Source organism: Nocardioides immobilis (assembly GCF_003515065.1).
GTDB lineage: Bacteria > Actinomycetota > Actinomycetes > Propionibacteriales > Nocardioidaceae > Nocardioides > Nocardioides immobilis.
The window spans coordinates 21192-40110 of sequence record NZ_QXGH01000017.1 but is presented as its reverse complement, the minus strand read 5'-3'; the positions used below and the strand labels follow the sequence as shown (position 1 = coordinate 40110).

The following is an 18919-nucleotide window of genomic DNA, read 5'->3' as shown; positions in this document are numbered from 1 at the left end:
CAGGCGCGTTGGCTACCGGGCTGCGGCGGCGCGGGCGAGGGCCTCGATCCGCGCGTAGTCGCCGGCAGCGAGAGCGGCGGCGGGAGTGAGCCAGGAGCCTCCGACGCATCCGACGTTGGGGAGCGCCAGGTAGTCCGCGGCCGTCGCGGGCGTGACCCCTCCGGTGGGGCAGAACCGCGCTTCGGGAACGGGCGACGCGATCGAACGGAGGTACGCCGCACCGCCGGCCGCCTCGGCCGGGAAGAACTTCATCTCGGTGAACCCGGCCTCCAGGACGGCCAGCACCTCCGACACGCTGGCCGTGCCCGGGAGGAACGGCAGCCCCGTGTCGGCCATCGCCGCCAGGAGGGCGGGCGTGGTGCCCGGCGAGACGAGGAACCGCGCGCCGGCGGCTGCGGCCTGCCCGGCCTGCTCTGGACGGACGATCGTCCCGGCACCGATGAGGATCTCGGGCACCTCGTCGGCGATGGCCCGGATGGCGTCGAGCGCCACGTCGGTGCGGAGGGTCAGCTCGATCGCGGGGAGTCCGCCGGCCACCAGCGCCCTGGCGACCGGCACCGCGTCCGCAAGCCGCTCGAGCACGACGACCGGCATCACGGGGACGACGTCCAGCAGCTCACCGGACATGGCCGACCTCCGGGACGCGCGCGGCAGCCGCGTCGTACGACGGGAAGACGCTCGCGCCCGCGTCGGCCGGACCGACCGCCGCCCGGAACGCGCCGAAGAGCTCGCGGCCCGTGCCCGCCCACGACGACGAGACCGCACTGTCGGCCGGCTGCCGGTCGCGCAGCGCCTCGGCATCCGCGACGGCGAGCACGCCGCGCTCGGCGTCGACGGTGATCACGTCGCCGTCGCGCACCCGGGCGAGCGGTCCGCCGAGGGCGGCCTCCGGGGTGACGTGGATGGCGGCCGCGACCTTGCCGGACGCACCCGACATCCGGCCGTCGGTCACGATCGCGACCCGCTGGCCGCGGTCCTGCAGCACCCCGAGCGCCGGGGTGAGCTTGTGCAGCTCGGGCATGCCGTTGGCGGCGGGGCCCTGGAACCGGATCACCGCGACCAGGTCGCGGCCGTCGAGTCGGCCGTCCTGGAACGCGGTCAGGAAGTCGGCCTGGTCGTCGAAGACCAGCGCCGGAGCGATGACGACCCGGTGCTCGGGCTCGACCGCGGACACCTTGACCACGCCGGTGCCCAACGGACCGTGCAGGACCTTGACGCCGCCGTCGGCCGCGAAGGGATCGGTCGCCGGCCGGAGCACCGCACGGTCGAGGGAGTCGCGGGGTCCGGCCTCCCACGTCAGCACGCCGTCGCGCAGCCGCGGCTCGGCCGGGTAGCGCGACAGGCCATTCCCCATGACGGTCCGGACGTCGTCGTGGAGCAGACCCGACTCGAGGAGGGTGCGGATGAGGAAGCCGACGCCTCCCGCGGCGTGGAAGTGGTTCACGTCGGCAGAGCCGTTGGGGTAGATCCGCGCGAGCAGCGGCACCACTGCGGAGAGGTCGGCGAGGTCGCCCCAGGTCAGCGTGATGCCCGCAGCGCGGGCGATGGCGACCAGGTGCAGGGTGTGGTTGGTCGAACCACCGCTGGCGAGCAGTGCCACGCAGGCGTTCACGATCGCCTTCTCGTCGACGAGCTCTCCGATAGGAGTGGGCTCGCCACCCTGCTCGGTGATCGCCACCGCCCGGGCCGCAGCGGCGCGGGTGAGCTCCTCCCGCAGGGGGGTGCCCGGATTGACGAAGGACGACCCGGGGAGGTGGAGGCCGAGCACCTCCATCAGCAGCTGGTTGGAGTTGGCGGTGCCGTAGAAGGTGCACGTGCCGCGGGAGTGGTACGACGCCGCCTCTGCCGCGAGCAGCTCGTCGCGGCCGACCTTTCCCTCGGCGTGCAGCTGGCGGACCCTGGACTTCTCGCCGTTCGGCAGGCCGGACGCCATCGGGCCGGCCGGGACGAACACCGTCGGGAGGTGCCCGAACGCCAGCGCCCCGATGAGCAGGCCCGGCACGATCTTGTCGCACACGCCGAGCATCAGGGCACCGTCGAACATGTCGTGGCTGAGCGCGATCGCCGTGGACATCGCGATCACGTCGCGGCTGAAGAGCGACAGCTGCATGCCGTCGCGGCCCTGGGTGATGCCGTCGCACATCGCGGGCACCCCGCCCGCCACCTGGGCGATCCCCCCGGCCCTGATCACGGCGTCCTTGAGGAGCGGCGGGTAGTCGCCGTACGGCTGGTGCGCGGAGAGCAGGTCGTTGTAGCTGGTGACGATCGCCAGGTTCGGCTTGCCGCCGCGACGCAACGACTCCTTCTCCGCTCCCTCCGCGGCGGCGAAGCCGTGGGCCAGGTTCGCGCAGCCCAGCCGGCCCCGTGCCGGCCCGCGACCTGCGGCCGCGCGGATCCGCGCGAGGTACTCGGTGCGACCGGGTGCGCTGCGCGCGGTGATCCGCGCGGTCACCTCCGCGACGACGGGGTGCGTGCTCATTCGTCCTCCTCCTGCCAGGTCCGGCCGTCACGTTCGATCAGCGTGGTGGCCGCGGTCGGCCCGCTGGTACCGGCGGCGTAGCGCCGGGGTCGGTGGGGCGAGGCCGCCCACTGCCGCAGGATCGGCTCGACCCACGCCCACGCGGCCTCTACCTCGTCCCGGCGCATGAACAGCGTCGGATTGCCGCGCATCACGTCCATCAGCAGCCGCTCGTAGGCGTCGGGCGAGCGCTGTCCGAACGCCGTCGCATAGCTGAGGTCGAGCGACACCGGGCGCAGCCGGATGCCGCCGGGACCGGGTTCCTTGGCCGTGAGGTGCAGGTGCATGCCCTCGTCGGGCTGCACCCGGATGTGCAGCCGGTTGGGCGCCGACACTCCCTGGCTGTGCGGGAACATCGCGTGCGGCGGCTCCTTGAACACCACGACGATCTCGGAGATCTTGCGATCCAGCCGCTTGCCGGTGCGCAGGTAGAACGGCACGCCGGCCCAGCGCCAGTTCTGCACCTCGGCCTTGATCGCCACGAACGTCTCGGTCGTGCTGTGGGGCCGGCCGACGTCCTCGGTGTACGACGGCACGACCGCCCCGTCAGCCACGCCCTCCCCGTACCTGCCCCGGACGGTGTCGCGGTCGACCTGGTCCGGCGTCATCGGCTTCAGCGCCTGGAGGACCTTGAGCTTCTCGTCGCGGACCGTCTCCTTCCCGACGTACGTCGGGGGCTCCATCGCCACCAGGCACAACAGCTGGAGCAGGTGGTTCTGCAGCATGTCGCGCAGCGCACCGGACTGGTCGTAGTACTCCCCCCGGTCGCCGACGCCGAGCGTCTCGGCAACGGTGATCTGGACGTGGTCGACCCAGCGGGAGTTCCAGAGCGGCTCGAGGAAGGTGTTGGCGAAGCGGGTCACCAGCAGGTTCTGGACGCTCTCCTTGCCCAGGAAGTGGTCGATCCGGAAGATCTGCTGCTCGCTGAAGACCTCGCCCACCGCCTGGTTGATGGCCCTGGCCGAGGCGAGGTCGTGCCCGATGGGCTTCTCGAGGATGACGCGGGAGGTCGGGTCGACCACGCCGATCTCCCCGAGCCGGCGGCAGATCGGTCCGAAGAGCACCGGGGAGACCGCGAGGTAGAAGACCCGCACCACGTCCCGGGGCCGGTCCTCCTTGAGCAACCCGTGCAGCAGGTGCCAGTCATCGGGCCGGGACGCGTCCAGGGTCAGGTGGTGAAGGCGGGCGAGCAGTCGCCGTACGGCGCCCGGGTCGACCTGGTCGACGTGCTCGGACAGTGCGTCGGCCACCAGCGAGCGGTAGGCGGAGGCGTCGAGGTCGGAGCGAGAGACGCCGACGATCCTCGTCGCCTCGGGAAGCTGGTGCTCGAGCTCGCGGTGGTAGAGCGCGGGGAGCAGCTTGCGGAGCGCCAGGTCGCCCGTGCCGCCGAAGACGGTGATGTCGCACTCGGGCAGGTCGGCGAGGTGCTCGACGGCGGGAACGGTCACGTTGGGTTACGGTACGGACCGAAGTGGGTGTTTCGCAATACATACTTCGGTATTTTGAAAACCAAAGTAGGGTGCGCCTTGTGTCGGACAGTGCAGGACATCTGCTGGAGCTGGTGCGCACCGGTCGCGCGCACACCCGCTCGGAGCTGCGCCGGCTGACCGGGCTCTCCCGCACCGCCGTCGTGGCGCGGGTCGACGCCCTGGCCGACGCCGGCCTGCTCCTCCTCGGCGCCGAGCTCGAGTCGACCGGCGGCCGCCGGCCAGGGGGTCTGGTCTTCAACAAGGACGCCGCGGTCGTGCTCGCCGCGGCGATCGGGCGCTCCCGCTCCCAGGTGGCCGTCTTCGACCTGGCCGGAGGGGAGCTCGCGACGGCGTCCTTCGACCACGAGCTGGGCGCCGGCCCCGATGTCGTGATGCCGGCGGTGACCGAGCGCCTGCAGGCCCTCCTCGAGGCCGCGGGTCGGCCGCTGCTCGGCGTCGGCGTCAGCGTCCCGGGCGCGATCGACACCACGGACGGGATCAGCGTCGACTCACCGGTGCTCGCCGCCTGGGCCGGCGTCGATCTCGCGCCCGCCTTCGCCGAGCTGGGTGCCGTGCCGACCTACGTTGGCAACGACGCCGACGTGCTGGCCCGCTCCGAGCGGATGGGCCATGCCGCCCAGTACGACGACCTGATCGTGGTCAAGGCCTCGACCGGGCTGGGGTTGGGCATCATCGCCGAGGGACGGGTCGTGTCGGGACACCTCGGCGCGGCGGGGGAGATCGGGCACACGAAGGTCGACGTGGCCGCGGGGCGGCCCTGCCGGTGCGGTGACAGCGGCTGCCTCGAGACCGTCGCCGGGGGGTGGTCCCTGGTGAACCAGATGGTCGAGGCCGGTCGCCCGATCCACCACGTCCGGGAGCTGACCGCGATGGCGGTCGCCGGCGACCCCGACGCCAAGCACCTGTTGCGCGAGAGCGGCCGCCGGCTCGGGGAACCCCTCGCGGTCGCCATCAATCTGCTCAACCCGCAGGCCGTCGTGATCGGCGGCGACATGGCCGCGGCATTCGACGTCTATGCGGCCGGCGTCCGCGAGAGCGTCTACGCCCGGGCGTCCGCGATCGCGACCCGCGAGCTGCGCATACTCCCGTCGACGTTCGGCGACCGTGCCGGCCTCGTCGGGTGCGCCGCGATGGCGCTGGACCAGGTGCTCAGCCCCGCAGCCGTGCAGTCCCTGCTCGACAAGCGCGCCGAGCGCTGACCGTCAGGCCTCGACCTCGGCCTTGAGCCGTTCGAGGGTCTTGTGCATGCCGGCGAGGATCTCCTCGTCGAACCGGTCGAGCCCGCCCATGACGACGCCCTGGAGCTTGGCCGACATGGGCGCCAGGCCCTCCGGCGCCTCCCGCCGTACGGCGACCCGGGTGCCGCCGTCCGCGAGCGGCTCCAGCGTGTAGGACCAGATCGTGAAGTTGTCCTTCACGCGGAACGCGAGCTCGCGGGGCGGCTCGAACCGGATCACCTTCGACCGGGTCGGCCACACCTTCCAGCCGCTGCGGTTGATGTTGAGGGTCTTCGTGCCGAGCCCGCCCGGGCCGCGCTAGATGGTCTTCACCACCTGCGGGCTCCAGGACGCCATCCGCGGGAGGTCCGACACCAGCGGCCAGATCTCCTCGGGGGTCGCCGCAATTTCGAGCGTCGCTTCGAGCGTCTTCGCCTCGATCGTCGTCATGCCCGCGACCCTAGGTGCGGGCCACGGGCTGGGTCATCCGACCGTGGTAGGCATCACGATCCGGGTCAGATTGCGCGGGTCACGGTGATGGTGACGTTGCTGCAGCCGGCGGCGAGGTTCTGCATCGCGGTCTTCTCGCCGCTGTTGACCGTGAGCCGCCACCGGATCTTCACGGCGACGAACTCCCGCAGGTAGCGGCACTTGTCGTACGTCGGGAGCCACTCGGCCGGGTCCTTGTCGCCCTTGGCCTGGTTGACGCTGTCGGTGACGCCCACGAGCGAGCGGTAGTCACCGAGGTCGTTGGCGTAGGACTGCCGCTGGCTGCTGGTCCAGTTGCGCGCGCCGGAGTCCCAGGCCTCGGCGAGCGGCACCACGTGGTCGATGTCGATCCGTCCCGGGTCGGTCCACGAGACCCGGTCGTAGTAGGAGAACCAGCGGCCACCGGAGACGTTGCTGCACGTCACCGAGGTCTCGGACTCGAGGTCGAGGACCTCGTACCGGGTGCTGCACCCGTCGCCGTCGACGTCGATCCAGTGGTGACGAGACCCGAGAGGATCGTGCGCATGCGTCGATGGTGACACCGGTTCCGGTCAGGCGCGGGTATTCCACCACTCCCGCAGCGCGGCGGTCGCGTCCTCCTCGGTCATCGGCCCGTTGTCGAGACGCAGCTCGAGGAGGAACTTGTAGGCCTCGCCGACCTCGCGGCCCGGCGGGATGCCGAGGATCTCCATGATCTGGTTGCCGTCGAGGTCGGGCCGGATCGCGGCGAGCTCCTCCTCCTCGGACAGCCGCGCGATCCGGGCCTCCAGGTCGTCATAGGTACGACGAAGCCGGTCGGCCTTGCGCGCGTTGCGGGTCGTGCAGTCGGCGCGGGTGAGCACGTGCAGCCGGGCCAGCTGGTCGCCGGCGTCGCGGACGTAGCGTCGTACGGCCGAGTCGGTCCACTCCCCGGAGCCGTAGCCGTGGAACCGCAGGTGCAGCTCGACCAGGTGGCAGACCGCGTCGATCTGGTCGCCGGAGAAGCGCAGGGCCTGCATCCGCTTGCGGGTGATCTTGGCGCCCACGACGTCGTGGTGGTGGAAGGTCACGGTGCCGTCGTCGAGGAACTTGCGGGTCTTGGGCTTGCCGACGTCGTGCATCAGGGCCGCGAACCGCGAGACGAAATCAGGCTTCCCGCCCAGCCGGTCCTCGAGGTCGATGGCCTGCTCGAGCACGGTCAGCGTGTGCTCGTAGACGTCCTTGTGCCGGTGGTGCTCGTCGCGCTCGAGCTTGAGCGCCACCAGCTCGGGCAGCACGTGGTCGGCCAGACCGGTGTCGACGAGCAGGGTGAGGCCGCGCCGGGGGTAGGGGGCGCACACCAGCTTCACCAGCTCGTCGCGCACCCGCTCGGCGGACACGATCGTGATCCGGTCGGCCATGTCGCGCATCGCGGCGATCACCGCGTCGTCGACCGTGAACCCGAGCTGCGCGGCGAACCGGGCGGCCCGCATCATCCGCAGCGGGTCGTCGGAGAAGGAGTCCTCGGGCCGTCCCGGCGTGCGCAGCACCCGGTTGGCGAGGTCGAGCACGCCGCCGTACGGGTCCTCGATGTCCTGGCCCGGCACCCGCACCGCCATCGCGTTGACGGTGAAGTCGCGCCGGCCCAGGTCACCGGCCAGGGTGTCGCCGTACTTCACCTCGGGCTTGCGCGAGGCCGGGTCGTAGGCCTCCGAGCGGTACGTCGTCACCTCGACCACCCAGTCGCCCTTGCGGCAGCCGATCGTCCCGAAGTCGCGCCCCATGTCCCACCAGGCGTCGCCCCAGGACTTGAGGATCCGGTCCGTCTGCTCCGGCCGGGCAGACGTCGTGAAGTCGAGGTCGTTGGAGTGCCGACCGAGCATCGCGTCCCGCACCGGCCCGCCGACCAGCGCCAGCTCGTGCCCCGCCGCGGCGAAGCGCTCACCCAGCTCGTCGATCACGGGCCCGATCCGGGCCAGCTCCGCCGCCACCGACTGCTGGACGTCGACGAGCCGGATCGGCTCAGCAGGGGGCTCGGACACGGGCGGGAGTCTACGGAGCGCCCCTCCCCGTCGCTCACAGCCGGTCGCACTACCCTCGGGGCGTGGTCCTCCGCCCTCTCCTGCTGCGTGCTGCCCTGGGGGCGGCGACGGCGCTGGCGACCGGAGTGGCGATCACGCCGTCGGCGGCCGCGGCGGTGCCGGCGGGGGCGTCGGCAGGGGCGTCGGCGGCCGAGGACGACCACCTCTATCCCGTCCCCGCGTCGTACGACGCCCCCCTGCTCGTCACCATCGACGAGCTCACCCCGGGCGAGCTGCCGCGACGGGGCCCGGTGGTCGTGTCGGGAACCGTGGTCAACCGCGACGTGGAGGCCTGGACCGGGATCGCCGTCTATCCCGTCATCAACGCCGGCTCCCAGTGCGACGGCTGCCCGCCGCCGATCACGACCGCGGCCGAGCTGGCCGAGGCCGCGGAGGCCGACCCCGAGGCGGTCGTCGGCAACCGGATCACTGACGCCCGGGTCAGCTACGACATCGACGAGCTGGAGCCGGGCGAGGTGCAGCCGTACTCCATCCGCATCCCGCGCAGCCTGCTCGAGGTGCCCACCCCGGGCGTCTACTGGTTCGGCGTGCACGCCCTCGGTGCCAGCGCGAGCACCTCGGACGACTCCGTCGCCGACGGTCGCGCGCGCACCTTCCTCCCCTACATCCCGCGCGGCAGGGACGGCGTGCGCGGCAAGATCGACACCGCGGTCGTGGTGCCCCTGCGTCACCGGATCCGCTACCTGGCCAGCGGCCGCCTCGCCAGGAAGCAGGACTGGGAGTCGGCGTTCGAGTCCGACGGCGAGCTGGGCGGGCCGCTCGCGTTCGGTGCCGCGGCCGTCGGCCGGCCGGTGACCTGGCTGATCGACCCCGCCGTACCCGACGCGGCCCGCCGGCTGCGCCGCGGCAACCCGCCGCGCGACCTCGGCCCGGACGAGACCGACGCCGGAAACCCGGCGGACGAGGCGGGCGACGACGCGACCGACGACACCGAGACCGCCGACGACGACGCGGTCGCACGGGCCGCGGGCGACTGGCTGGACTCCCTCGAGGTGCAGCTCCGCGGCGAGGAGGTGCTCGCGCTGCCGTACGGCGACCTCGACATGTCGGCCACGCCGGAGCGGCTGCCCGCGCTCTACCCACTGGCCCGCGAACGGCCGGGCGACCTGATCTCCGCGTGGGAGACGCCGACCACGCCGGCGATCGCGTCGCCGGGTGGCTTCCTCGACCCGTCCGCGATCGCGGGGATCGACGACGACAGCACGTTGCTGGTCACCGACCGGATGTTCGACCCGGGCGACTACCGCCGCGGCCCTCCGGTCGTCGGTGAGTACGACGCCCACACGATCGCCGTGACGTCGTACGGCGCCGCGTCCGGCGGGCCCGGCCCCGAGCCCCGCCACGGAGCGGTGTCCTTCCGGCAGCGGGTGCTCGCGGAGGCGGCGCTGCGGCTGATCGCCCCCGGCCGGCGGCACCCGTTGATCGTGGTCGTCCCGCGGACCGTCGACGGTGAGGCCGGCTCGACCTTCTGGGGCGGGATGGACCCCGCCTGGCTGAACCTCACCACGGTCGCCGACGCGACCGCCAAGACGCCGACGGTGATCGACCCGACCAGCCTGTCCTACCCGCTCGCCCAGGAGACCGACGAGCTCGACTCGGCCGTCTTCACCGAGGCGGAGCAGCTGATCGAGGCGGGCAGCACCCTGCAGAACCTCTACCCCGACGCCGGCTCGGTGGCTGCCGACGTCCGCGCAGAGGCGTTCGCCGGAGCGTCGTACCACCTCCGCACCGACCCGGAGGGCGCCGCGTCCCGGCTCGCCCGGTCGCGACGGTGGATCGAGCGCCAGTTCCGGAAGGTCGGGATCGACGGCCCACCGGCCGTGACCCTGTCGAGTGCCGACGGCACGTTCGCGGTCACCGTCACCAACGACCTGGAGCGCACGGTCACCGTGCGGCTCGCGGCGGAGAGCGTCGACGACGAGATCGAGGTCGAGGTGGGCGAGCCGATCGTGCTCGCCGCGGACAGCCGCACCACGGTCCAGCTCGAGACGCACACGAGGGGCACCGGCGTGCACAACGTGACCCTGTCGGTCACCGACCTCGACGGGACCCCGCTCGGGTCGTCGGTCGAGGTGCCGATCCGGTCCGGCCAGGTGAGCGAGGTGATCTGGGTGATCCTCGGCGCGGGCGGGACCATCCTGTTCGTGGCGATCGCGCTGCGGCTCTACCGGCGGATCCGCGACCACCGGCGGGGCTCGGGCGCACCCACCACAGGTGAGGCATGACGGAGACACCCAACCCGGCGGACCCGACAGACCCGGTCGACCCGACAGACGCCAGCGGCGAGCAGCGCGGCATCCTCGCCAACAGCGCGGTGATGGCGGCCGGCACCGTGGTGTCGCGTTTCAGCGGGTTCATCCGCTCCACCCTGCTGCTGGCCGCGCTCGGCGGCGGCCTGCACGCGGATCTGTTCACCATCGCGAACACGGTCCCCAACATGCTCTACATCCTGCTGGCGGGCGGCGTCTTCAACGCCGTGCTGGTGCCGCAGCTGGTGCGGTCGATGAAGAACGACCCCGACGGCGGCACGGCGTACGTCGACCGCGTCGTCACCCTCGCCGTCCTGTTCCTCGGCGCGGTCACGGCGCTGCTGGTCGTCGCCGCGCCGTGGGTGATGGACCTGCTCCTCGATCCCAAGTTCGGCGAGCCGGAGCTCGCAGCGCAACGCCAGTCGGCCATCGACTTCGCGCGCTTCTGCCTGCCGCAGGTGTTCTTCTACGGCGTGTTCGTGCTGGTGGGCCAGATCCTCAACGCGCGTGGGCGGTTCGGCCCGATGATGTGGGCGCCGATCGCCAACAACGTGATCGCGGTCGGCGTGCTCGTCGTCTACCTGTTCGCGTTCGGTGCGGCGACGACGGCCGAGCAGTACGGCGCGTTCACGATGTCGCAGGAGCTGCTGCTCGGCATCGGCTCGACGCTCGGCATCGTCGCCCAGTTCCTGATCCTCGTGCCCTACCTGCGGGCGGCCGGCGTGCGGCTCCGGCCGCGGTTCGACTTCCGCGGCGTCGGCCTCGGTCACACGATGCGCCTCGCCATCTGGACGGTGCTCTTCGTGGTCGTCAACCAGGCCGCGTACGTCGTCGTGGTCCGGCTCGCCTCCCACGGCACCGCGTCCGACGCGGAGGGCACCGGCATCACGATCTACTCGTCGGCGCAGCTGGCGGTGATGGTGCCGCACTCGATCATCACCGTCTCGCTGGCGACGGCGATCCTGCCGCGCCTCTCGGCCTCCGCCGCGGCGCACGACGCCGCCGCCCTGGGCCGGACCCTCGTCAGCACGATCCGCACCGCACTGGTCGTCGTCGTACCGTTCGCGCTGCTGCTGCCGTTCATCGCGCTGTCGATGGCCCAGGTGCTGTGGGGCCACGGCGCCGGTGCAGCCATCTACCCGCGGTTCGAGACGACGATCGCGCTCTTCGGCGGTGGCCTGGTCTTCTTCACCCTCCACTACCTGACGCTGCGCGGGTTCTACGCGCTCGAGCTCAACCGCACCGTCTTCCTGATCCAATGCGTCATCTCGGCCGTCAACATCACGGTGGCGATCGTGCTCGTCGGCCGGGCCGACCCCGAGCACACCTCGCCGATGCTGGTCCTGGCCTACACGGCGGCGTACGGCGTCGGCTCCCTCCTCTCGTTCACCGTGCTGGCGCGGCGGCTCGGTGGGCTGCCGGTCGGGTCGCTGCTCGGTTTCGCTGCGCGGTTGCTGGTGGCCGGCGGTCTCGGCGCTGCCGCCGCCTGGATCGTCGGCCTGGGCCTGGACGAGGTGCTCGCCCAGGCGCCTGCCCCGGACGGCTGGTGGTGGGCCGCGGTGCATGCCGGCGTGCTCGGCCTGGTGGCGCTCGGGGTCCTGATCGCGCTGTCCCGGCCGCTCCAGCTGCGGGAGGTCACCTCGGTCATCGACACGGTGACGGCCCGGCTGCGCCGCGGCTGACGACCCGCCCGGCCGGCTCGCGTTCGGCGGATCCGCGTCGAGCTCGCGGGGTCTCTGCCCAGATCCCCTCGGCGCGGGGCACGGCACCCTACGATGGATCAGCAGCGTGCTCTACGCGAACGAGGACTGTCCCGAACGAGCCCGAACGAGAAGGACTGGGGTTGACGACGTCGACGCGGCCAGGCGAGGTGCTGGCCGGCCGCTACCGGTTGATCGACCTGTTGACCGAGAGCGGCGGCGGGCGGTTCTGGCGTGCGCACGACCATGTCCTGGAGCGGTTCGTCGCGCTGCACGTGATCCCCGAGGCGGACCCCCGAGCGCCACTGCTGCTGGCGGCCGCGCGCGAGTCCGCGACCGTGCTCGACGCGCGGATCCTGCGGGTGCTGGACGCCGAGATGCGTGACGGCAGGTGCTTCGTCGTCAACGAGTGGGGCACCGGCACCTCCCTCGACATCCTGGTGACCCACGGGGGCCCGCTCGGGCCGCGTCGGTCGGCGTGGCTGGCGGCGGAGGTCGCCGGCGCGATCGCGACCGCCCACTCACGCGGGGTGGCCCACGGCCGGCTCAACCCGGAGAACGTGCTCATCGACCGGCTCGGCGCGGTCCGGCTGATCGGGCTCTGCGTCGACGCCGCACTCCACGGGCTGCCGGCCGGGCGGCTCGACCACGACCGGCAGGACCTCGGCGGGCTCCTCTACTGCGCCCTCACCGCGACCTGGCCCGGTCCGTCGGACTCGATCGTCCCCGCCGCGCCCCACCACCACGACTCGGTGCTGTCGCCCCGGCGGGTCCGGGCCGGCGTACCGCGCCCCCTCGACGCACTGTGGACCGACATCACCGAGGCGGCTCACCACAAGCGGCGGTGGCCGGTCCACCACGAGCTCGACGTGTCGACCGCGAGCGCGGTGCGCGACCGGCTGCTCGAGTTCCTCGGCGACCCGGCCGGCCTGACCGAGGCGCTGGCGGACTCGATCCCGCCGATCAACGAGATCCGGCCCGTCGTACTGCCGCAGGTCCCGGAGATGACGCCCCACGACTTCCAACGGGCCCAGCCGCGGCCCGAGCCGCCGGCCGAGGCACCGATCGATCTCGCGGAAGAACGCGTCGAGGAGGCCGAGGACGTCGGGCCCCCGACCGTCGCCGTACCCGAGGACCCGCCGATCCCCTCTGTCGCCGACATCGTCGACCTCCCGACGGAGGCCGGCATGCCGGTCTTCGGCGACGAGGACGACGAGGTCGCCTGGCTGCGCGCCCGGAGTACGCCGCCCCCGCCCCCGCCGCCGTTCGACGAGCCACCCGAGCGCCCGCTCTTCGCGCCCGAGCCGCCCGAGGGCTCCCCGGTACGGCGGCCCCGCGACGACGTACCGAAGCCGCTGCAGGTCAGTGACGCCTCGCTCGCAGCCGCGGGCTTCTGGCCCTGGGACGTCGGTGACGGTCCGGACTCCGGGGAGCAGACCGCCGAGAACGACGCGGTCCCGGGCCGCAACTGGCTGCGGCTGGCGATGGTCGTCGCGGCGGCCCTCGCCCTGCTGCTCGGTGTGGCCGTGGCGTTCAACCTCGGCCGTGGCCGGACGCCGCTGGGCGCCGAGCGCGACGACCCCACGACTGCGCCGACACTGACGACGCCCGCGGAGCCGACGCCCAGCCCGCTGGCGGACGTGGTCGCCTTCGCCTTCGACCCGCTCGGCGCCGGCGACGAGAACGACTCCGACGTCCCCCTGGTGGTCGATGGCGACCCTGCGACCACCTGGTCGACGTCGACCTACTCCGACCAGCTCGGCCCGGTCGCACCCGCGCTGAAGTCCGGCGTCGGCGTCTACCTCGACCTCGGTGTCGTCCGCGAGGTGGCCGCCGTCGAGCTCGAGCTGGTGGGTTCGCCGACCGAGGTCGAGCTCTACGTCACCGACGACCAGCCGAGCGAGGCCCCGACCGGCGGACCGCTCGCGGACGAGACGGCCTCCGGCCCCGAGATCACGCTCGAGCCCGTCTCACCCGACGGCGCGGCGGCAGCCGTCACGGGTCGCTACGTCATCGTGTGGTTCACTTCGCTTCCGGCGGTCTCGGACGGCTTCCGAGCCGGGCTCTCGGAGGTGGTCGTGCGTGGACGCTGATGCCATGCCCGGTGCTGCGCGCACGGACGCCGACCTGCTCGCCGCCCACGTCGCCGGCGACGCCGAGGCCTTCGGGCTGCTCTTCGCCCGCCACCGCGACCGGCTGTGGGCCGTTGCGCTCCGCACCACGGGCGATCCGGAGTCAGCCGCCGACGGCCTCCAGGACGGCTTGATCGCGGCGTTCCGCCGGGCCGGCAGCTTCCGCGGCGACGCTGCCGTGACGACCTGGCTGCACCGGGTGATCGTCAACGCCTGCCTCGACCGGCTGCGTGCGGCGAAGGTACGGCGCGTCGAGCCCTTGCCCGACGACCTGGACGAGGCCGGGCGCGGATCCGTCGTCACCGCCAACGACGCGACCGACGAGCTGCTCGACCCTGCGGAGCACGGCCTGCGCAGCGAGCGGCGGGCGCACGTCCTCGCCGCGCTCAAGGAGCTCCCGGCCGAGCAGCGGGCCGCCCTGGTGCTGGTCGACATGGAGGGCTACCCGGTCGCCGAGGTCGCGCAGATCCTGGACTGTGCCGAGGGCACGGTGAAGAGTCGCTGTGCGCGCGGGCGGGCCAAGCTCGCCGTACTCCTGCGGCCGTTGCTCGACGCGGACGCCGACGAGGCGAGCCCCACACTCGCCACCGGGAACCCCGACACGAGCCCGGACGTCGGATCCTTGTCCCGCCGGGGACCACCCGGCGACCCCACCGCCGACCCCGCCGTTGACACTGCTTGACCCCCGCGACCCGACGCAAGGACCCCGATGACCACCGACGAGCCCGACGAGCAGCTCGTTCCTGCCTCCCCCGAGGACGAGACGCGGATCCGCGCGCTGCTGTCCGACGCGCGTGAGACCGCCCCGATGCCGGCCGCCGTCGTCGCACGGCTCGACGACGCGCTGGCCGGGCTCGCTGCGGAGCGCCAGGTCGACGAGGCACAGCTGACCGAGGCGACCGGGTACGGCGCGAGCGTGCACCCCATCACCCGCTCGCGCCGGCACCGGGTCGCGGCGCTCCTCGGCGCGGCAGCCGCGGTGGCAGTGCTCGGGCTCGGCGTCGGCGCCGTGCTCGAGCGTGATCCGGAGGGCGCGAACGACGCGGGTTCGGCGGAGTCCCAGGTCGACCGCGGCGACGATGACGCGGCCGCCGATGCACCCTCCGCGGCGGCCACCAGCGACGACGCGCTCAGCGAGAACAGCCCGGACGAGTCGCCGGAGATGGGTCGCGAGCTCGTCGGCGACCGGGCCTACCCCGTCCACTCGCGGCACCTGACCCGTGACCTGGCCCGGATCCAGACCGACGTGCTCGCGGACACGGCCGTCGCCGACTACCAGAAGGGGCTGATCCACGCCCCCAAGAGCTTCGCCTGTCAGAACGCGTCGTGGGGACGCGGCATCCTCGTCGGCGTGCGGTACGACGGTGATCCGGCCTATGTGGCGTTCCGTGAGCCGATGGGGGAGTCGCAGGTGGTCGAGGTGCTGCAGTGCGGCACCGGTGACGTCCTGCGCTCCACGACCCTGCCCGTTCCGAGCTAGCCTCCGTAGGTCGAGGCGGTCGGTCTGCGGCCGTCCGCGAGACCCAGGGAATGCGGCCCCTTACGATCGGGTTTGCATCCCTGTCAGGCGAACCCGAGCATTGAGGCCCCTATGTCCGACACCCAGTCGATCGAGCAGCCCACCGAGCCGCGCAACGTCATCGTGATCGGCTCCGGGCCGGCCGGCTACACCGCCGCGATCTACGCGGCCCGCGCCCAGCTGGCGCCGCTGGTCTTCGAGGGCTCGGTCACCGCCGGTGGCGCCCTCATGAACACCACCGAGGTCGAGAACTTCCCGGGCTTCCGGGAGGGCATCCAGGGTCCCGAGCTGATGGACGAGATGAAGGCGCAGGCCGAGCGGTTCGGCGCCGAGCTGATCGCCGACGACGTGGTCGAGGTCGACCTCACCGGCGACATCAAGATCGTCAAGACGGCCACCGACACCTACACCGCGCGATCGGTGATCCTCGCGACCGGCTCGGGCTACCGGAAGCTGGGGCTCCCTGAGGAGGAAACCCTTGCTGGGCGCGGTGTCTCGTACTGCGCGACCTGCGACGGGTTCTTCTTCCGCGAGCAGCACATCGCGGTCATCGGCGGCGGCGACTCCGCGGTCGAGGAGGCGACGTTCCTGACCCGGTTCGGCTCGAAGGTCTCGTTGATCCACCGCCGCGACACCCTCCGCGCCTCGAAGATCATGCAGGAGCGTGCGTTCGCGGACCCGAAGCTCGAGATCATCTGGAACGCCGACGTCGCCTCGATCAACGGCGCCGAGTCGCTCGAGTCGATCACTCTGCGCGACACCGTCACGGGCGAGACCCGCGACCTCGCCGCCACCGGGCTGTTCATCGCGATCGGCCACGAGCCGCGCTCGGAGCTGCTCAAGGGCCAGGTCGACCTCGACGACAACGGCTACGTCCTCGTCAAGCACCCGAGCACCGCGACCAACCTCCCGGGCGTCTTCGCGTCGGGCGACCTGGTCGACCACCACTACCGGCAGGCGATCACCGCGGCCGGCACCGGCTGCGCCGCCGCGCTCGACGCCGAGCGTTACATCGCGATGCTCGACCACGCCGCGTCCTCGGCCGGCTCCGCGGAGGAGACCGAGGCCGAGGTCTCGTCCACCGTCGGCCAGCCGGTCTGATCAGGGAACAAACCCCCAGCCGTCTCGTGTTCACTGAGAACCGACAACCCCAGCTGATCCATCGAAGGGAAGAACCGTGGGCAACATCCCCGCCGTGACCGACGCCGAGTTCGACACGCAGGTCCTCAAGTCCGACAAGCCCGTGCTGGTGGACTTCTGGGCCGAGTGGTGCGGCCCGTGCCGCCAGGTCGCCCCGATCCTCGACGAGATCAACGCCGCTCACGGCGACAAGATCACCTTCCTGAAGATGAATGTCGACGAGAACCCGGTCACCCCCGCGTCGTACCGCGTCACCGGCATCCCGACGATCAACGTCTACCAGAACGGCGAGGTCGTGAAGACCATCGTCGGCGCCCGCCCGAAGGCCGCGATCCTCAACGAGCTGGCCGACTACATCGCCTGACGCACGCGCGATAGTCCCTGACGAAACTGTCGTCGAACTCCGGTTCTGACGACAGAAACGTCAGGGACTACCCACCTTTTGGGCCCGCAGCGCGCTCAGTTGAGGTCGCGGTGGGCGGGGGTGGGCCGCTTGGTGGGGTGGACGACGCCGACCAGGCGCTCGAACGCTGCCTCGACCTCGTCCCGCCACGTCACCAGCGAGCGCAGCTCCATCCGCATCCGGGGGGTGAACGGGTGCTGCCGGTGGGTCTTGAACCCCACCCGCGCGAGGAACTCCGCCGGCAGCAGGCATCCCGACTCGGGGGACAGCCGGCGCCTGCGGTGCGCGAACGCCTCGACGGCCTTGATCCCGCCGCGGCCGACGAGGTCGCGGGCCATGCCCTGGACCAGCAGCCGCCCGATCCCGCCGTCGTCGTACCCGTCGGAGACGTGGGCGGTGATCAGCAGCACGGAGTCCGGGGACGCCGGCGCGGTCGGGAACTGGGCGGCGCCCGGGACGTACGACGGCGGCGCGTAGGTCAGGTAGCCGACGGCCTGCCCGTCGACGAGCGCCACCCGCCCGCAGGAACCCCACTCGCGCAGCACCTCGGACATCCAGGACTCCTTGACCCCGGCCCGGGTCTCGGCGTCGGCGAGCCGGCCGCGCCGGACCGGGTCGAGCTCCCAGAACAGGCAGCTGCGGCACGGCACCCCGAGCTCATCGAGGGCGTCGAGGTGGTCGAGCGTGAACGGGACCGTCGTGCGAGCCACGTCACCAGAGTAGGCGCCAGCGGGCGATATCGACCTGCGGCTGCGGAACCCGGCCTGCGAGGATGGGCCGGTGCGCAAGATCCGCCAGAGCCAGAAGCTCCGCAACGTCCGGTACGACGTCCGCGGTCCCATCCTCGTCGAGGCGCAGCGCCTCGAGGCCGAGGGCCACCGCATCCTGAAGCTGAACATCGGCAACCCGGCTCCGTTCGGCTTCGAGGCACCGGAGGCGATCCTGGCGGACGTCATGCACCACCTGCCGGAGTCGCAGGGCTACAGCGACTCCCAGGGCATCTACTCCGCGCGCACGGCGGTCGCGCAGTACTACCAGGCCCGCGGGCTGCGCGAGACCGACGTCGAGGACGTCTTCATCGGCAACGGCGTCTCCGAGCTGATCTCGATGGTGCTGCAGGCGTTCGTCGACGACGGCAACGAGATCCTGATCCCCGCCCCGGACTACCCGCTGTGGACCGGCGCCGTGACGCTCTCGGGCGGCACCCCGGTGCACTACCGGTGCGACGAGGACAACGACTGGATGCCGGACCTCGAGGACATCGAGTCCAAGATCACCAGCAACACCCACGCCATCGTCATCATCAACCCCAACAACCCCACGGGAGCCGTCTACAGCAAGGAGATGGTCGAGGGGCTGGTCGACATCGCGCGTCGGCACCAGCTGGTCGTCTTCGCCGACGAGATCTACGAGAAGATCCTCTTCGACGACGCCGTCCACCACCACGCCGCTGCTGCGGCCGGCCACGACGTCCTCTGCCTGACGTTCAGCGGCCTCTCGAAGGCCTACCGGGTGTGCGGCTACCGCGCCGGCTGGGTGATGATCTCCGGCCCCAAGGAGATCGCGGAGGAGTTCCTCGAGGGGCTCACCCTGATCGCGAACATGCGGATGTGCGCCAACGTCCCCGCGCAGCACGCGATCCAGACGGCCTTGGGCGGCTACCAGTCGATCAACGAGCTGATCGTGCCCGGTGGCCGGTTCTACGAGCAGAGCATGCTCGCCCACCGGCTCCTCAACGAGATCCCCGGTGTCACCTCGGTCCGCCCACGGGGTGCGCTCTACTGCTTCCCGCGACTGGACCCCGAGGTCTACCCCATCGACAACGACGAGCAGTTCGTGATCGACCTGCTCCGCGCCAAGAAGATCCTGGTCACCCACGGCTCCGGCTTCAACTGGCCGGCGCCCGATCACTTCCGGCTGGTCACGCTGCCCGACGTCGACGTCCTCGAAGAGGCGATCGGGCGGATCGCCGAGTTCCTCGCCACCCGTCGCTAGGGCGACT

At 72.0% G+C, this 18919-nt stretch carries 17 protein-coding genes; 9 read left to right on the top strand and 8 right to left on the bottom strand.

Annotation, left to right across the window (positions count from 1 at the left end; genetic code table 11):
- Positions 1-12 precede the first annotated feature (12 nt).
- Genes eda through zwf form a run of 3 tightly spaced genes read right to left on the bottom strand, consistent with a single transcriptional unit; the run spans position 13 to position 3966 of the window.
- Positions 13-627, bottom strand: coding sequence for a bifunctional 4-hydroxy-2-oxoglutarate aldolase/2-dehydro-3-deoxy-phosphogluconate aldolase (eda, locus tag D0Z08_RS13745; RefSeq protein WP_118925815.1), 615 nt, complete (start codon positions 625-627; stop codon positions 13-15).
- The gene (gene edd / locus D0Z08_RS13740) at positions 617-2479 is read right to left on the bottom strand and encodes a phosphogluconate dehydratase (protein WP_118925814.1); all 1863 of its coding nucleotides are present in this window, start codon (positions 2477-2479) and stop codon (positions 617-619) included. Before edd ends, eda begins: the two co-directional genes overlap by 11 nt.
- Positions 2476-3966 (bottom strand): glucose-6-phosphate dehydrogenase, encoded by a 1491-nt coding sequence (zwf, locus tag D0Z08_RS13735; protein WP_245993941.1) that lies wholly within the window; start codon positions 3964-3966, stop codon positions 2476-2478. The genes edd and zwf overlap by 4 nt, the downstream gene beginning before the upstream one ends.
- 80 nt (positions 3967-4046) lie before the next feature.
- Here zwf and D0Z08_RS13730 point away from each other — a divergent pair, with 80 nt between their 5' ends.
- Positions 4047-5207: an ROK family protein gene (locus D0Z08_RS13730; RefSeq protein WP_118925813.1), complete on the top strand. Its 1161-nt coding sequence runs from the start codon at positions 4047-4049 to the stop codon at positions 5205-5207.
- A gap of 3 nt (positions 5208-5210) precedes the next feature.
- Here the strand turns inward: D0Z08_RS13730 and D0Z08_RS32980 are convergent, their stop codons facing one another.
- From D0Z08_RS32980 to D0Z08_RS13715, 4 genes are all read right to left on the bottom strand, one after another.
- Positions 5211-5465 carry a hypothetical protein gene (locus D0Z08_RS32980; RefSeq protein WP_245993940.1) on the bottom strand — a complete coding sequence of 85 codons (255 nt, stop codon included), beginning with the start codon at positions 5463-5465 and terminating at the stop codon, positions 5211-5213.
- 78 nt (positions 5466-5543) lie between these two features.
- Positions 5544-5675: an SRPBCC family protein gene (locus D0Z08_RS32975; RefSeq protein WP_245993939.1), complete on the bottom strand. Its 132-nt coding sequence runs from the start codon at positions 5673-5675 to the stop codon at positions 5544-5546.
- A 65-nt stretch (positions 5676-5740) separates the two neighbouring features.
- On the bottom strand, positions 5741-6256 hold the full coding sequence (locus tag D0Z08_RS13720; protein ID WP_118925812.1) for an HNH endonuclease family protein: 516 nt from the start codon (positions 6254-6256) through the stop codon (positions 5741-5743).
- A 9-nt stretch (positions 6257-6265) separates the two neighbouring features.
- The gene (locus D0Z08_RS13715) at positions 6266-7690 is read right to left on the bottom strand and encodes a CCA tRNA nucleotidyltransferase (RefSeq protein ID WP_118925967.1); all 1425 of its coding nucleotides are present in this window, start codon (positions 7688-7690) and stop codon (positions 6266-6268) included.
- 86 nt (positions 7691-7776) lie between these two features.
- On the opposite strand from D0Z08_RS13715, the gene D0Z08_RS13710 reads away from it, so the two are divergent.
- The 7 genes from D0Z08_RS13710 (at position 7777) to trxA (ending at position 16878) form a co-directional block, all read left to right on the top strand.
- A complete protein-coding gene (locus tag D0Z08_RS13710) occupies positions 7777-9999 on the top strand; it encodes a DUF6049 family protein (protein WP_118925811.1) in 2223 nt (740 codons plus the stop codon).
- On the top strand, positions 9996-11705 hold the full coding sequence (murJ, locus tag D0Z08_RS13705; protein ID WP_118925810.1) for a murein biosynthesis integral membrane protein MurJ: 1710 nt from the start codon (positions 9996-9998) through the stop codon (positions 11703-11705). The genes D0Z08_RS13710 and murJ overlap by 4 nt, the downstream gene beginning before the upstream one ends.
- A 161-nt stretch (positions 11706-11866) precedes the next feature.
- Positions 11867-13816, top strand: coding sequence for a protein kinase family protein (locus tag D0Z08_RS13700; protein ID WP_118925809.1), 1950 nt, complete (start codon positions 11867-11869; stop codon positions 13814-13816).
- Positions 13806-14537, top strand: a complete 732-nt coding sequence (sigM, locus tag D0Z08_RS13695) for an RNA polymerase sigma factor SigM (RefSeq protein WP_245993938.1) — start codon at positions 13806-13808, stop codon at positions 14535-14537. The genes D0Z08_RS13700 and sigM overlap by 11 nt, the downstream gene beginning before the upstream one ends.
- Positions 14538-14564: 27 nt before the next feature.
- Positions 14565-15335, top strand: coding sequence for a hypothetical protein (locus tag D0Z08_RS13690; RefSeq protein WP_118925808.1), 771 nt, complete (start codon positions 14565-14567; stop codon positions 15333-15335).
- A gap of 111 nt (positions 15336-15446) precedes the next feature.
- Positions 15447-16475, top strand: coding sequence for a thioredoxin-disulfide reductase (gene trxB / locus D0Z08_RS13685; protein ID WP_118925807.1), 1029 nt, complete (start codon positions 15447-15449; stop codon positions 16473-16475).
- A 76-nt stretch (positions 16476-16551) separates the two neighbouring features.
- Entirely contained in the window at positions 16552-16878 is a 327-nt protein-coding gene (gene trxA / locus D0Z08_RS13680) for a thioredoxin (protein WP_118925806.1), read from the top strand.
- A 95-nt stretch (positions 16879-16973) separates the two neighbouring features.
- Here trxA and D0Z08_RS13675 read toward each other — a convergent pair whose 3' ends face one another.
- Entirely contained in the window at positions 16974-17627 is a 654-nt protein-coding gene (locus D0Z08_RS13675; protein WP_118925805.1) for a GNAT family N-acetyltransferase, read from the bottom strand.
- A gap of 70 nt (positions 17628-17697) precedes the next feature.
- On the opposite strand from D0Z08_RS13675, the gene D0Z08_RS13670 reads away from it, so the two are divergent.
- Positions 17698-18912 (top strand): pyridoxal phosphate-dependent aminotransferase, encoded by a 1215-nt coding sequence (locus D0Z08_RS13670; RefSeq protein WP_118925804.1) that lies wholly within the window; start codon positions 17698-17700, stop codon positions 18910-18912.
- Positions 18913-18919 lie beyond the last annotated feature (7 nt).